Here is a 15,091-nt window from a genome sequence, read left to right as displayed (position 1 = left end):
ATTTAAACCCACTGTTTGAATATATCTTTTCCGGGTCCGTTTCGTCCCACCCCTCGGCCAACAGAAGCCGTCACAAGGTGGTTCGCCCGGTTGCACCGGCACTCTGTATTCCCTTACCCTGCCTCAACCGCAGACGTTCCCTCTGGCGACATATCCGGCAACTCAGTCCCTCCAGGCAAATAGATGAAGCTTACCCATTTCAGCATCACCGCCAGAAACGCGGACCGGCTGGCCGCCTTCTATGTCTCCGTGTTCGACTGCACGCCGCGCCGGGCACCGGTCACGCTGACCGGTGCGCGTATAGCCGCCGGATGCGGCCTGCCACAGGCCACGATCAGATCCATCTGGTTGAACTTCCCCGGGGTCGAACACCCGTTTCTGGAGCTGCACCAATATCGGCAGACCCTCGAACGGGGACTGCCACAGGTCAACGAACCGGGCTACGGGCATCTTTGCTTTCAAATCCCGGATATCCAAGACGCAGTGCGCCGAACCTTGCGCTTCGGCGGTGCCCTGCAAGGTGAGATCACCGATATCGGTGCGCCGGATCGCCCCTGCCTCGCCGTCTATCTGCGTGACCCCGAGGGCAACCTGCTGGAACTAGAAGAGGCATAGAACCAGAGGGCCGGTTGCCCCTGCCCCTGCCTTCATTTCGCTCAAAATACTCCGGGGGAGTCGCCGTCAGGCGGCGGGGGCAGCGCCCCCTTCCGCCTCAGTCCTCGGCCTGCGCATCGGCGCGGCTCTTGCCCGAGACCTTCATCGCCAGCGTCGCCGCCATGAACCCGTCCAGATCGCCGTCCAGCACGCCCTTGGTGTCACTGGTTTCATGCCCGGTGCGCAGATCCTTGACCATCTGATAGGGCTGCAACACGTAAGACCGGATCTGGTTACCCCAGCCCGCATCGCCCTTGGCCTCATGCGCCGCGTTGATCTCGGCGTTGCGGCGGTCCAGTTCCTGCTGGTAGAGCCGCGATTTCAGCGCCTTCATGGCAATGTCGCGGTTCTGGTGCTGCGATTTCTCGGAACTCGTCACAACGATGCCGGTCGGAATGTGGGTGATCCGCACCGCCGAGTCGGTGGTGTTCACGTGCTGACCGCCCGCGCCGGATGACCGGTAGGTGTCGATGCGGATATCGCTGGGGTTCACCTCGATCTCGATATTGTCGTCCACCACCGGATAAACCCAGACCGAGCTGAACGAGGTATGCCGTTTCGCCGCCGCATCAAAGGGAGAGATCCGCACCAGACGATGCACGCCGCTTTCAGATTTTAGCCAGCCATAGGCGTTGTGCCCGGAAATCTTGTAGGCCGCCGACTTGATGCCCGCTTCGTCGCCCGCGCTCTCCGATTGCAGCTCGACCTTGTAGCCCTTCTTCTCGGCCCAGCGGACATACATGCGCGCCAGCATCGAGGCCCAGTCGCAGCTCTCGGTCCCGCCTGCGCCCGCGTTGATCTCGAGGAACGTGTCGTTGCCATCGGCTTCGCCATCGAGCAACGCCTCCAGCTCCTTTTCGGCGGCGCGCGCGCGCAGCGCCTTCAGCGCCGCCTCGGCATCCTTGACCACATCCTGGTCGTCTTCCATCTCGCCCAGCTCGATCAGCTCGATGTTGTCGCCCAGATCGGTCTTGATGGCCGTATAGGTCTCCATCGCATCGACCAGCGTCTGCCGCTCGCGCATCAGTTTCTGCGCCTTCTCCGGATCGTCCCACAGATTGGGGTCCTCGACCCGGGCGTTAAACTCTTCCAGCCGGTGCGGCGCGGTCTCGTAATCCATCCGCTGCGCCAGCAGGCGCAGCGATTTCTCGATCTCGGACACGATGTTCTGGGTCTCGGCGCGCATGGGCTGTCCTGCTCTCTTTCTCTCGTGAAACCGCCTGATAAACGAGTGCCGTGGCGCGGGCAAGCACACGAATGGCGTTAGCCGGTCAACCGGTCTGGCCTGCGACCACGCGCATGCCGGACAAACCTGTCAAACCCGCACAAGCCCGCGACCTGCACCCTGTCGCCCGGTCCTCAATACAACCCGCCGGAACTGACGGTGCCAAAGTTCGCCTTGGGTCCGACGGTGGTAACCTCTCCGGTCGAGGTCCGCACCTGCTGGCCCGCCTGCTGCACCTCTTCAAAGAGCGGCAGGTTGGATCCCATCGCAAAACCGCCGTCATAGGCCAGGCCAAAGATCGGCTCTGCGCCATCGCGGAAATACTCGGCAACCACATAATTGCCGCTGGCGTCATCCGGCAGGCGGGCGCCGGTGAACCGGTCGATCTTGATGAAATGCCCGCCCGGCGGGATTTCGAATGGCCCTCCGCCATACTTGGCCACGGCCTTTTCCATGAAGTCCTGGAACACCGGACCACATAGCGACGAGCCATAGGCGCCCCGGCCCAGCGGCGAGGGATTATCATACCCGATGTAACAGCCCGCCACGATGTTCGAGGTAAAGCCGATAAACCAGACATCCTTGGCATCGTTTGTGGTACCGGTCTTGCCCGCCGTCGGAACCGGCAGCTTGACCGTGCCGCTGGCAGTGCCACGATCGACGACGCCTTTCATCATCGACGTCAGCTGATAGGCGGTGATCGCGTCCATGACCCGCTCGCGATTGGTCACGATCCGGGGCGCCTGCCCCTCGCCCAGCCGGTCGGACAGGCAGTCGACGCAATCGCGCTGGTCGTGGCGATAGATGGTTTTGCCGAACCGGTCCTGGATCCGGTCGACCAGCGTCGGCTCCACCCGCTCGCCGCCATTGGCGAACATCGCATAGGCCGCCACCATCTTGTAGAGCGTGGTTTCCTCGGACCCCAACGAGTTGGCAAGGAACGGTCCCATGTGGTCATAGACCCCGAACCGTTCGGCATAGCCCGCAACGACCGGCATCGAAACCTCCTGCGCCAGGCGGATGGTCATCAGGTTCCGTGACTGTTCGATCCCGGTCCGCAGAGGGGTCGGGCCATAGAACTTGTTCGACGAGTTCTTGGGACGCCACAGGCCCTGGGGTGTGTTCACCTCGATGGGCGCGTCAACCACGATCGTCGCAGGGCTGTACCCACTGTCCAGGGCCGCGGCATAGACAAATGGCTTGAAGCTCGACCCCGGCTGCCGCAAGGCCTGCGTCGCCCGGTTGAACACCGAATCCTGATAGCTGAAACCGCCCTGCATCGCCAGAACCCGGCCCGAGTTCACGTCCATGGCCATAAAGCCGCCCTGTACCTCGGGCACCTGGCGCAGCGACCATGTATCAGCTTCGGCTCCGGCGCGGACCAGAACGACATCGCCCAGTTTCAGATTGTCGGCAAAGCTGCCTTTCATCCACTTGATGTCGGATCGTGGAACTTGCCCGTCGGCCGGTCCATCCTCGATACCGACGACCAGCGCCTGATCGCCAATGTCCCGCACCACGGCAGGATGCCAGCGCCCGCCCAGATCGACATCGCGCGGCACCTCTGTTGCCGACAATGCGCTCCGCCATGCGTCTTCGTCGGCCAGCAACGCAACATCGACCGTCTTGCCGGTGCCCCGCCATTTGCCGCGCTGCCGGTCATAGTCTTCCAGCGCCTTGCGCAGGGCCTTGGCGGCCTCAACCTGCATTTCCTCGTCAATCGAGGCCCGGACGGTAAACCCGCCGGTAAAGAACTCACCCTCGCCAAAATCCTCGCTCAGCTGGCGGCGGATCTCGTCGGTGAAATAGTCGCGCGGCGGCAACGCTGTGCGGAAACTCTCGAAATCACCGTTCTGCACCGATCGCAGCGGCTGATCACGCTCCTGCTCATAGGTCGCCTGATCAATGTAGCCGTTCTCGCGCATCTCGCGCAGGACATAGTTGCGCCGGTCCAGCAGACGCTGTTTTTCACGTACCGGGTGATAGTCGGACGGCGCCTTGGGCATGGCCGCCAGTGTGGCCGCCTCATGCGGGGCCAGCTCGCTCAGGGTCTTGTTGAAATAGGTCTGCGCGGCGGCGGTGACTCCATAGGAGTTCTGCCCCAGGAAGATCTCGTTCATGTAAAGCTCAAGGATCTGCTCCTTGTTCAGGGTCTGCTCCAGCCTTACGGCCAGGATGATCTCCTTGATCTTGCGCTCGGCCTTGCGATCACCGGACAAGAGGAAGTTCTTCATCACCTGCTGCGTGATCGTCGAGGCCCCGCGCACGTTGCTCCCGCGCGAACGGACCGCTTCGATTCCGGCGGCGGCGATGCCGCGAATGTCATAGCCCTGGTGGGTATAGAAATTCTTGTCCTCGGCCGAGATGAACGCCTGCTTGACCAGATCGGGAATCTCGCCCGACGGCGTGAACAGCCGCCGTTCCTTGGCAAACTCGTCGATCAGATGCCCCTCGCCCGAATAGATCCGGCTGATCGTCGGCGGCTTGTATTCGGCCAGCGATTCATGGCTGGGCAGATCCCGGCCATACATCCAGAAGACACCCCCGATGGTCAGGGCCACCATGAAGACGCCCAGGGTAACGAGGCTGAAAATCGCCCCGAAGAAGGAGAGGATGAAACGGATCACGTGGCTGCCCTTGTAGTGCGGTGACGCCTATATAAGCACCCGCGCGGCAAGGGTCAAAACCGGAGAGCAGAATTCAGCCAAAACAGGACGTGACGTAGGCCCGATCCCACGGATCGGCAATTCGCACGCGCGCGCCCACAGGCGACAAATATTACTGCCGCACCAATGCGCGGTTCTCAATATCCATCTTGCGCCAGTTGACCAAACCGTTGCGGATACCGGCCGCCATGGCGGCACGCCATTCCGGATCCTGCAAGTTCTTGAGGTCTCGCGGGCTCGACAGAAATCCGATTTCAACCAGGACCGAGGGGATATCGGCCGCTTTCAGCACGGAAAAGGACGCCCCGCGCAGCGGTCGGCGGTTCATCGGTCCGCCCTGCTGGGTCATGCCATCGACCAGCGCCCGGGCCAGCGCCTCGGTGCGCGGCCGGGTCTCCTGCCGGGCGAGATCGAGCAAGACATCCGTCACCCGGTCGTCGGCGTCGCTCAGATCGACACCTGCCAAAAGATCGTCCCGGTCATGCCGTTCGGCCAGCTTGGCCGAGGCAATATCCGATGCCTCTTCGGCCAGAACATGCACGGTCGCGCCATGCGCCAGCCCCTCGCTCAGCGAATCGGCATGCAGCGAGATGAACACATCCGCCCCGGCCTCGTGCGCCAACGCGATGCGCCGCTCCAGCGATACGAATACATCCGCATCCCGGGTCAGGACCACTTCGAACCCGCCCGTCCGCAGTAAAAGGTCCTGCACCTCGCGGGCAAAGCGCAGCATCAGCTCCTTCTCGACGACGCCCTCCACCTCGGCGCCCGGGTCGATACCACCATGTCCGGGATCCAGCACCACCCGCACCGGCGCATCCGGTCCGCGTTCAGGCAAGGCCGGCAATTGCTCCGGCACCGGCAGATCCCAGCGCGGATCATATGGCGCGCCGGCACTGGCCGCATAGGTGGCCTCGTCCACGGGTTTCAGAACAACCCCCAGCCGCGCCCCACCTGTCACCGCATCGACGCTCATCGCCGCCTCGGCCACGGAATACGGCCGCGCCAGTTCCAGCACCATCCGCGACCATCCCGGCACATAGGTTCCGAACTGCGCCGAGACCACCCGGTCTTCGACCAGAAGAACCTCGGCGCTCAGACCGGTCCAGTCGACCTCCTGAAAATCCAGCACCAGGCGCCGGGGTTCATCCAGCGTGAACAAGCGGAACGGCACCCCCTGGCTCAACGCCAGGTCCAGACGCAGCCCGCCCCGGGACGTCTCTGCAATACGGCTCTCCTCGGGGCGAATCCGGGCCAGACCGCTGAAATCCTGGGCCAGCGACGGAACCGCCAGCGTCCAAAACGCCATTATGAGAATGATGATCCTGCTCATGTTCCCGGTCTTTGCGGAGATGGTGCTGACAATAGCCGCCTATCCCGGCGCTGCAAACGCCTAATCGGCCGGTGCCCGCGCTGCCATGAACTGCGCCAGCCGCGCCAGCCCTTCCTCGATATCCGCCGTGGCCCGCGCATAAGAGAACCTGAGCGTGCCGCCCCCCCGCACAGGGTCGAAATCGAGGCCCGGCGTCACCGCAACGCCTGCCTTGTCCAGAATCTCGGCGGCAAAGGCACGGCTGTCATCGGTCAGGTCCGAGACATCGGCATAGACATAGAACGCCCCATCGGGCGGCGCGATCCGGGTAAACCCGGCCTTTGGCAGCCCCTCAAGCATCAGCTTTCGGTTTGTCTTGTAAACCTCCAGATTCGCTTGCAATTCCGCCTCACACTCCATCGCCGCAAGGGCCGCGACCTGGCTGGCATGCGGGGCGCAGATGAACATGTTCTGCGCGATGCGTTCGACCACGCGCACCTGATCCTCGGGCACCACCATCCAGCCCACGCGCCAGCCGGTCATCGAGAAGTATTTCGAAAACGAATTGATCACATAACATTCATCGGTCAGTTCCAGCGCCGTCACCGCCTTGGCCTCGTATTCCAGGCCATGATAGATCTCGTCGCTGATGAAACTCGCGCCCTGTGCCTGCGCCGCGTCGATCAGCGCGCCCATGGCCGCACGGTCCAGCATCGTACCGCTGGGATTTGCAGGCGAGGCGACCAGCAACCCGGCCAGATCCATGCCCGCAAAGTCGGCGGGCACCGGTTGCAGCCGGTTTTCCAGTGCTGTCGGCAGGTCTACCGGAACCAGCCCAAGCGCCCGCAGGATCTGCCGGTACGAGGGATAGCCCGGCGCCCCGATCCCGATCCGGTCGCCGCTGTCGAAGAGCGCGGTAAAGGCAAGCAAAAATCCGCCGGAGGACCCCGGCGTCACCACCACCCGCTCGGGGTTCAGATCGACCCCGTACCAGTCACCGTAAAGCTGCGCGATGCGGCGCCGTAGCGCTGGAATTCCAAGCGAAACGGTATACCCCAAAGCTTCCGTTTTCAGAGACTTTTCAAGGACTTCCATCGCACCCTTGGGCGCGCCCGTACCGGGTTGGCCAACCTCCATATGGATGATCCGGCGACCGGCCTCCTCGGCCTTGCGGGCGGCCTCCATGACATCCATCACAATGAAGGGATCGACAGCGGATCGGCTTGAGTTTCTCACGACGTTCTCCCATGGTGCGGCCATGGCTTTTGAACGCGTATTCCGGCTGGCGTCAATCCCGGCCCTTGTTCTGCTGTCCGCGATCTGTCTGTTCGCGGCCAGTTCCGCCTCGGCCATCACCCTGCTGCGCGACCCCGATATCGAAAACGGGCTCGAGGAGCTTGCCTTTCCCATCCTGCGCGCGGCCGGGCTGAACCCCCGCCGGGTCAAGCTCCTGGTTGTCGATGACAGTTCGCTCAACGCCTTCGTGTTCGACCAAAACGCGATCTTCATCCACTCGGGCCTGATCGAAAAGGTCCAGCGCGCCGACGTGTTGCAGGCCGTCATCGCGCATGAGGCCGCGCATATCGCCAACGGCCATATCGCCCGCCGCATCGGCAATCTGGAAAACGCGCAAACCCTGTCCAAACTGGGCTTTGCCCTGTCGCTGCTGGCCGCCGCCGCCGGGAGCGGCGATGCCGCGGCGGGGATTGCCGCCGGTACCCAAACCTCCGCCCTGCGCGGATTTCTGAAACATACGCGGGCCGAGGAATCGGCCGCCGACAACTCCGCCGCCAGCTATATGCGCTGGTCCGACATCCCGCTTCAGGGGCTGGTCGACCTGCACCGCACCTTTGCCGGTCAAGAGCTGCTGAGCGTCGAGCGGCAGGATCCCTATATGCAGTCCCACCCGCTGACCCGCGACCGCATCCGCAACGCCGAGGCCTTTCTTGAAAGCTATGGCAACACGGCCCCTGTCAATCCCAATGCGGAATACTGGTTCGCCCGCGTGCGCGGCAAGATCTCTGCCTTTTCGCGCAGCTCGAAATGGACCCTTGGCCGCGCCGCCGAAGAACAGCACCGCGACATCCGCATGATGCGCGAGGCTATCGCCTGGCACCGTGACCGCAACCTGGCCCGCGCCCGCAGCGCGATTGACGCCGCCATCGCCGAACGGCCCGACGATGCCTATTACGTCGAACTCAAGGGCCAGATCCTGATGGAGCACCGGCAGACACAGGCCGCTGTTGCCACCTATGAACAGGCCGTAGACCTTGCGCCCAACAATGCGCTGATTCTGGCCGGCTACGGCCGGGCATTGCTCAGCGCCGGACAGAACAAGGTGGCGCTTGACGCGCTGGAGCGCGCCCGGGCCCGCGACTATCGCGATATCCGCATGTTGCGCGATCTGGCGGTGGCCTATTCCAAGCTCGGCAACGATGGTATGGCCTCGGTCGTAACCGCCGAACGCTACGCGCTTCAGGGCCGCCCCGAAGACGCACTTATTCACGCCAAGCGGGCCGTCGGCGCGCTGCCCACCGGCTCGCCCGGCTGGCAGCGCGCACAGGATGTCCTGCTGGCCTCGGAACGATCTGTAAAAAGGAAAAGATGATGTTTCGCACCCTCGCCACAACGGCGCTTGCCACCACGCTTCTTGCCGGCCCCTCCCAGGCGCTGGACCTCAGCGCCATGTCGCCCGAAGAGCGCGCTGCTTTCGGCGCCCAGGTCCGCGAATACCTGCTGGAAAACCCCGAGGTGATCATCGAGGCGGTCAACATCCTAGAACAGCGCCAGGCTCAGGCCGAGGCGCAGCAGGATGCGCAACTGGTGGCGGTCAACTCTGCCGAGATCTTCAATGACGGTTACTCATGGGTCGGCGGCAACCCCGAGGGGGACATCACTCTGGTCGAGTTCATGGATTACCGCTGTGGCTATTGTCGCCGCGCCGTGCCCGAGGTTGCAAAACTGTTGCAGGACGACGGCAACATCCGCTTTATCGTCAAGGAATTCCCGATCCTGGGCGATGCATCCGTGCTGGCCTCGCGCTTTGCCATCGCCACCCTGATCGTCGCGGGCGACGAAGCCTATGGCCAGATCCACGATGCCCTGATGGAATTCACCGGCGACATTACCGATGTGACACTGGCACGCATTGGCGAGGGTCTGTCTCTGGATGTCGAGGCCATCAAGGCCGAGATGAACAGCGCAGAGGTCACCCGCCGCATTGCCGAGACCCGCGCGCTGGCGCAGCGGCTCAACATTTCCGGCACGCCCTCCTTCGTTCTCGAAACCGAGATGCTGCGCGGCTTCCTGCCCGCCGACCAGATGCAACAGGTCGTGGACGCCCTGCGCGACGAGCGCAGCTGACCTCAAAGGGGGCGCGCATCCCGCGCCCCATTTCCGCCGCGAAATGACCTTGCTTTCGGTGACCTTCGTCACCGAGTTGTTAACCATTTTCGCTGTATCTCTGAGGGCATGGAACCGACATCTCTTGCCCCCCTTGCGGGCCTCGCGCCCGCCGCAGGATTCTTTCTGCTCTGGTACATGACTGCGCGCAAACTGCGCGGGTCGCTGCATCACCTCGACCAGCAAACCACGCGCATTCAGGAATTGCGCCGGTCGATGGAAAGCATGGATATCGAACTGGCGATGAAGGACGCACGGATCGCCCATCTGACACGCGACCTGGTACAGGCGCGCTGCGGCTTGCGCCAACCCTTGTCCCGCACCGGCTGATCGCGCCCACGGGCGCCCTGGCCGGTGCGTCGCGTTACTCAGCCGCCTCGGCGGCGGAGGCGGCCTCAAGCGCCGCGGCCTTTTTCTCGACCTCCTCGACGATATGGTCGATCATGCGCTCGTTCGACATCTTGTGGCTGGCCTTGCCCGCCAGGTACACCATGCCCGATCCGGCGCCGCCGCCGGTGAATCCCACATCGGTCATCAGCGCCTCGCCTGGCCCGTTCACCACGCAACCGATGATGCTGAGGCTCATCGGTGTCTTGATGTGCTCCAGCCGCTTTTCCAGCGCCTCGACCGTCCGGATCACATCAAACCCCTGCCGCGCGCAACTGGGGCACGAGATGATGTTGACGCCGCGATGGCGCAGCCCCAGCGACTTGAGGATCTCGTAGCCGACCTTCACCTCTTCGACCGGATCGGCGCTCAGGCTGACGCGGATCGTGTCGCCGATCCCCATCCACAGCAGGTTCCCCAAACCGATGGCCGATTTGATGGTGCCGCTGACCAGCCCGCCCGCCTCGGTGATGCCGAGGTGAATGGGGGCGTCGGTGGCCTCGGCAATGCCCTGATAAGCGGCGGCCGACAGGAACACGTCGCTGGCCTTCACGCTGATCTTGTACTCGTGGAAATCGTTGTCTTGCAGGATACGGATATGTTCCAACCCGCTTTCCACCATCGCCTCGGGGCACGGCTCGCCGTATTTCTCCAGCAGGTGCTTTTCCAGGCTTCCGGCATTCACCCCGATCCGAATGGAACAGCCGTGATCGCGCGCGGCCTTGATCACCTCGCGCACCCGGTCCGGGCTGCCGATATTGCCGGGGTTGATGCGCAGACAGGCCGCGCCCGCCTCAGCCGCCTCGATCCCCCGGCGATAGTGGAAATGGATATCCGCCACGATCGGCACCGGGCTTTCGCGCACGATCTCGCGCAGGGCCCGCGCGCTGGCCTCGTCTGGAACCGAGACCCGCACGATATCCGCCCCCGCCTCGGCCGCTGCCTGCACCTGGGCCACGGTGGCGGCCACATCGGTGGTCAGCGTGTTGGTCATGGTCTGGACCGAGATCGGCGCATCGCCGCCCACAGGCACGTTGCCCACCATGATCTGGCGCGATTTGCGGCGATAGACATTGCGCCAGGGGCGCACGGGATTGTGGGACATGGGGCCAGCCTTCTGCATCTGGACGCGTTGGCCCCTAGATAGGCCCCTGCGCCAGCGGCGGCAATGGCGGATCAGTCGTTTGCGACCTGTTGCGGCTGTGCGTTCTGCGCCTCGGCCACCAAAAGCTGACGCAGCGCAAAGTTCTGCTCAGCCTCCAGGTCGGCAACCTCGAACCGCTCGCCGACGGCATCCATCGACAGCTGGACATTCTTGGTGACGGTGCCCCGCGCGCCTACCGGACCATAATGTTCGCCGTTCATGGCAAAGTAAACCGCGCCCGATTCGCCAACACGCAGGGTCGGCGGCTCCTCGGTCAGCGGGATTTCATACGTGCTGCCCTGCTCGACCGTGCCCAGGGTGCCTTCGAAAATCACGCTGCCATCTGCGGCGGTGACCCGCATCCAGGCCGGGCTGACGGCGACGATCTTCAGGGTCGGTTCCAGCTCCTCGACCACCTGCGGCAACAATGCATCTACCGCACGCTGAGTCGCGCTCAGCTGGATCTCGGGCAATTGCGGCGTCACGAACAGGCCGACCGAGTTTGGATCCAGCGATGCGATCGGCGCATCCCGCGCCACCAGCACCGGCACATCCAGGGCCTGCGGCCGATAGAGCCGGTCCAGGGCCTCCACCGTCGGGCCACTCAGTGTTTCGTCCTCGCGCCCGGCACTCTTCAGCGGGTCGAGATCCGTCAGCACCAGCGGCGCCTGATCGACCGGTGCCACCTGAACCTGTTGCACTTCCTTCAGAACCGACCACCCGCCATAGCCGATGGCGCCGATCAGCGCGACCAGCACCAGAACCGACCCGATCGCACGCGGCTCGATCTGCGACAGCATCGATTCCCGGCCAGGGGCAAAGGGTGTGTTCGGCGTGATGAAGGGGTCATTGGAAACGGCGCGGCGCGGCGCGGCGGCCACCGACGTCCTCTTGACGCTCGACGCCTGCGCCGACATGCCATGCGCCACTTCAAAACCGCTTTCGGCACAAAACTTGGCGAAACATTCCTCGGCATCCATGCCGAGATAGCGCGCGTACGAGCGGACATATCCGGCGATGAACCCCGGCGTGTCAAAGGCCGAGGGGTCGCAATTCTCTATCGCGGCAATGTAATTGGCCTTGATGCGCAGTTCGCGCTGCACGTCCAGCAGCGACTTGCCCAAAGTGGCGCGCTCGCCCCGCATGGTATCGCCAAGCCGCAACTCGAAGTCGTCAAAGCCTTTAGGTTTTTCAACCTGTGCTTCTTCCGACTTGCGCTGAAACCTGCGCCCGATCATGCCTGTCGCCCCATCGTATCTGCCGAGTGTTATCGGCAGCGCCGGAATCGTTCCCGCAACGATTCGCTCGCGCCTGTTGTTACCTCAACCGTAACACGAGGCAAAGGAATTGGACACCGAAGCGTGAGGTCAGCCCGCCAATTCGGCACGATTCAGCGCACAATGCGCCCAGAGCGCGTCCATCGCATGCACCAGCTTGTCCATCTCGTCCGGCCCGTGCACCGGCGAGGGCGTGAAGCGCAACCGCTCGGTGCCGCGCGGCACGGTGGGAAAGTTGATGGGCTGCACATAGATGCCGAAATCCTCCAGCAACATGTCGCTCAGCTTCTTGGTATGCACCGGATTGCCGACGATCACCGGCACGATATGACTGCCATGGTCGATCAGCGGCAGGCCCAGCCCCTTGAGCCGCAGCTTCAGGATCCTTGCCTGGGTCTGGTGCTGGTCGCGCAGCTCCTGCGCTACCTTCAGATGTGCGACCGAGGCCGCCGCCCCCGCCGCAACCGCCGGCGGCAGCGAGGTGGTAAAGATGAAGCCCGGCGCATAAGACCTGATCGCATCGCACATTTTTGCGCTCGCGGCGATATATCCGCCCATCACGCCATAGGCCTTGGCCAGGGTGCCGTTGATGATGTCGATCCGGTGCGCCAGCCGGTCCCGCTCGGTCACGCCGCCGCCACGCGGCCCGTACATGCCGACCGCATGCACCTCGTCGATATAGGTCAGCGCGCCGAACTCGTCGGCCAGGTCGCAGATCTCTTCGATGGGTCCGAAATCGCCATCCATCGAGTAAACCGACTCAAAGGCAATCAGCTTGGGCGCCGCCGGATCGTCCGCCGCAAGCAGCTCGCGCAGATGCGCCACGTCGTTGTGACGGAACACGCGCTTGGCCCCGCCATTGCGGCGCACACCCTCGATCATTGAGGCGTGGTTGAGCGAATCCGAATAGATGATCAGCCCCGGGAACAGCTTGGGCAGGGTGCTCAGTGTCGCGTCATTGGCGATATAGGCCGAGGTGAAAAGCAGCGCCGCTTCCTTACCGTGCAGGTCGGCCAGTTCCGCCTCCAGCCGCTTGTGATAGACCGTTGTGCCCGAGATGTTGCGCGTACCGCCCGACCCGGCGCCGGTGGCGTCGATGGCCTCGTGCATCGCCTGCAACACGACCGGGTGCTGACCCATGCCCAGATAATCGTTGCCACACCATACCGTGATCGGCCGCTTGCTGCCATCGGGGCGGGTCCAGACCGCATGGGGAAAATTGCCCTTTTCCCGCTCGATATCGATAAAGGTCCGGTAGCGGCCTTCGTCATGCAGTTTCTGGATGGCGGCGTCGAGTTGCGCGATATGGTCCACCGGGTCCTCCATAGGTCATCCGGCCCGATGCCGGCAATTCTGGGTTCTGCGCCGCATTCACGGTCTTGAATGCATATCTTTGGCACATCATTTTTTCAACCGCCTACATCCTGCATCGGTGTCGCAGCCTTGATCTGGGTCAAATACCGCCGCAATCGGGTTGTCACAACCCGCCCTGCGCCGCTTCGGCTTCACAATGCGGCGCGGGGTGGATGCCGGTGTTTCCGATACGCGTCGCGCCGCGCCCTCTGGACAGTGCCGGGCGCGCTGCTAGGCTCTCGCGCGAGCAAAAGACCTAGCAAAGGAAACCCCATGTCACTCGACGACGTTCTGGGCCGCATCGACGCGGACCTGCCCACGGCCATCGACCGGCTGATGGAGCTGATCCGCATCCCCTCGATCTCCACCGATCCCGCCTATGCGGCTGAATGCGACCGCGCCGCCGACTGGCTGGTCGCCGATCTGGCCAGCATCGGCATCACTGCTGAAAAGCGTGTCACCCCCGGCCGTCCGATGGTGGTGGGCCATATCGCGGCCGACCGTGCCGATGCCCCGCATGTGCTGTTCTACGGCCATTATGACGTACAGCCGGTCGATCCGCTGAACCTGTGGACCAGCCCGCCGTTCGAGCCTGTGATCGAGGACACCGCCAACGGCAAAGTGATCCGCGGCCGGGGTTCGTCGGATGACAAGGGCCAGTTGATGACCTTTGTCGAGGCCTGTCGCGCCTGGAAAGCGGTGCATGGTTCCCTGCCCTGCCGGATCACCTTCTTCTTCGAAGGTGAAGAGGAATCGGGCTCGCCCTCGCTGGTCCCCTTCCTCAAGGCGCATGCTGACGAGCTCAAGGCCGACATCGCGCTGGTCTGCGACACCTCGATGGTGGCACGTGGCGTGCCGTCGATCGCGGCGCAGCTGCGTGGCATGCTCAAGGACGAGTTCACCATCGTCGGCCCCCGCATCGACCTGCATTCCGGCCATTACGGCGGCCCCGGCCTGAACCCGCTGCGCGAGCTGTCACGCATCGTCACCTCGTTCTACGACCAGGACACCGGCCGCGTCGCGGTCGAAGGCTTCTACGAAGGCGTGCACGAGGTCCCCGCCGACCAGCTGCGCCAATGGCAGGACTGCGGCTTTGACGAACAGGATTACCTCACCTCGGTCGGCTATTCGCGGGCACACGGGGAAAAGGCCTATTCCACCCTGGAACAGCAATGGGCGCGCCCGACGCTCGAGGTCAACGGTCTCTGGGGCGGCTATAACGGCGCCGGATCCAAGACCGTGATCCCCAGCCAGGCCCATTGCAAGATCACCTGCCGCCTGGTCGGCGATCAGGACCCCGACAAGCTGCGTATCGCGATCCGCAAACATGTCGAATCCCGCCTCAGCCCCGACGCTAAGGTGATCTGGGACAACGATCTCGAAGGCTCCAAAGCCTCGGTGATGAACATCGCCCGCCCCGAGATGGAGGCCGCTCGCGCCGCGCTCTCCGACGAATGGGGCCGCGAGGCGGTGTTCACCGGCATGGGCGGCTCGATCCCGGTGGTCGGCTTCTTCAAGTCGATCCTGGGCCTCGATTCGATGCTGGTGGGCTACGCCAACGAAGACGACGCAATCCACTCCCCGAACGAGAAATACGACGTCCAGAGCTTCCACAAGGGCATCCGCTCCTGGGCACGCATCCTCGATGCGCTGACGGCGAAGTAACCGACC

Annotated in this window: 12 protein-coding genes; 5 read left to right on the top strand and 7 right to left on the bottom strand. The window is 63.6% G+C overall.

The annotated features are described in order from the left end of the window. Nucleotides 1-183: 183 nt before the first annotated feature. Nucleotides 184-615 carry a VOC family protein gene (locus tag G0P99_RS01850; RefSeq protein ID WP_164127139.1) on the top strand — a complete coding sequence of 144 codons (432 nt, stop codon included), beginning with the start codon at nt 184-186 and terminating at the stop codon, nt 613-615. Nucleotides 616-712: 97 nt separating this feature from the next. On the opposite strand, the gene prfB is transcribed toward G0P99_RS01850, so the two are convergent. From prfB to G0P99_RS01830, 4 genes are all read right to left on the bottom strand, one after another. Continuing rightward, on the bottom strand, nt 713-1,840 hold the full coding sequence (prfB, locus tag G0P99_RS01845; RefSeq protein WP_164127137.1) for a peptide chain release factor 2: 1,128 nt from the start codon (nt 1,838-1,840) through the stop codon (nt 713-715). A 173-nt stretch (nt 1,841-2,013) separates the two neighbouring features. Beyond that, nucleotides 2,014-4,506 carry a PBP1A family penicillin-binding protein gene (locus G0P99_RS01840; protein WP_164127135.1) on the bottom strand — a complete coding sequence of 831 codons (2,493 nt, stop codon included), beginning with the start codon at nt 4,504-4,506 and terminating at the stop codon, nt 2,014-2,016. Between the two features lie 151 nt (nt 4,507-4,657). After that, the gene (locus G0P99_RS01835) at nt 4,658-5,878 is read right to left on the bottom strand and encodes an N-acetylmuramoyl-L-alanine amidase (protein ID WP_164127134.1); all 1,221 of its coding nucleotides are present in this window, start codon (nt 5,876-5,878) and stop codon (nt 4,658-4,660) included. Nucleotides 5,879-5,938: 60 nt separating this feature from the next. Next, entirely contained in the window at nt 5,939-7,093 is a 1,155-nt protein-coding gene (locus G0P99_RS01830) for an aminotransferase class I/II-fold pyridoxal phosphate-dependent enzyme (RefSeq protein ID WP_164127132.1), read from the bottom strand. 22 nt (nt 7,094-7,115) lie between these two features. Here G0P99_RS01830 and G0P99_RS01825 point away from each other — a divergent pair, with 22 nt between their 5' ends. The 3 genes from G0P99_RS01825 to G0P99_RS01815 all read left to right on the top strand — a co-directional run bounded on the left by G0P99_RS01825 (nt 7,116) and on the right by G0P99_RS01815 (nt 9,589). After that, on the top strand, nt 7,116-8,465 hold the full coding sequence (locus G0P99_RS01825; RefSeq protein ID WP_164127130.1) for a M48 family metalloprotease: 1,350 nt from the start codon (nt 7,116-7,118) through the stop codon (nt 8,463-8,465). Further along, the gene (locus G0P99_RS01820) at nt 8,462-9,220 is read left to right on the top strand and encodes a DsbA family protein (RefSeq protein WP_164127128.1); all 759 of its coding nucleotides are present in this window, start codon (nt 8,462-8,464) and stop codon (nt 9,218-9,220) included. Before G0P99_RS01825 ends, G0P99_RS01820 begins: the two co-directional genes overlap by 4 nt. A gap of 108 nt (nt 9,221-9,328) precedes the next feature. Beyond that, a complete protein-coding gene (locus G0P99_RS01815; protein WP_164127127.1) occupies nt 9,329-9,589 on the top strand; it encodes a hypothetical protein in 261 nt (86 codons plus the stop codon). Between the two features lie 34 nt (nt 9,590-9,623). On the opposite strand, the gene ispG is transcribed toward G0P99_RS01815, so the two are convergent. The 3 genes from ispG to hemA form a co-directional block, all read right to left on the bottom strand. Then, complete coding sequence (gene ispG / locus G0P99_RS01810) at nt 9,624-10,751, bottom strand: flavodoxin-dependent (E)-4-hydroxy-3-methylbut-2-enyl-diphosphate synthase (RefSeq protein WP_164127125.1); 1,128 nt, start codon at nt 10,749-10,751, stop codon at nt 9,624-9,626. A 71-nt stretch (nt 10,752-10,822) separates the two neighbouring features. Further along, entirely contained in the window at nt 10,823-12,028 is a 1,206-nt protein-coding gene (locus G0P99_RS01805; protein ID WP_164127123.1) for a helix-turn-helix domain-containing protein, read from the bottom strand. A gap of 129 nt (nt 12,029-12,157) precedes the next feature. Beyond that, nucleotides 12,158-13,381 carry a 5-aminolevulinate synthase gene (gene hemA, locus G0P99_RS01800; protein ID WP_164127121.1) on the bottom strand — a complete coding sequence of 408 codons (1,224 nt, stop codon included), beginning with the start codon at nt 13,379-13,381 and terminating at the stop codon, nt 12,158-12,160. A gap of 312 nt (nt 13,382-13,693) precedes the next feature. Between hemA and G0P99_RS01795 the strand changes: the two genes are divergently transcribed. Then, entirely contained in the window at nt 13,694-15,085 is a 1,392-nt protein-coding gene (locus G0P99_RS01795) for a M20/M25/M40 family metallo-hydrolase (protein ID WP_164127119.1), read from the top strand. Nucleotides 15,086-15,091: the final 6 nt, after the last annotated feature.

This window comes from Ruegeria sp. PrR005, assembly GCF_010500245.1.
Lineage (GTDB): Bacteria > Pseudomonadota > Alphaproteobacteria > Rhodobacterales > Rhodobacteraceae > Ruegeria_B > Ruegeria_B marisflavi.
The sequence above is the reverse complement of the archived record's forward strand: the minus strand, read 5'-3'. Positions and strand labels throughout refer to the sequence as shown.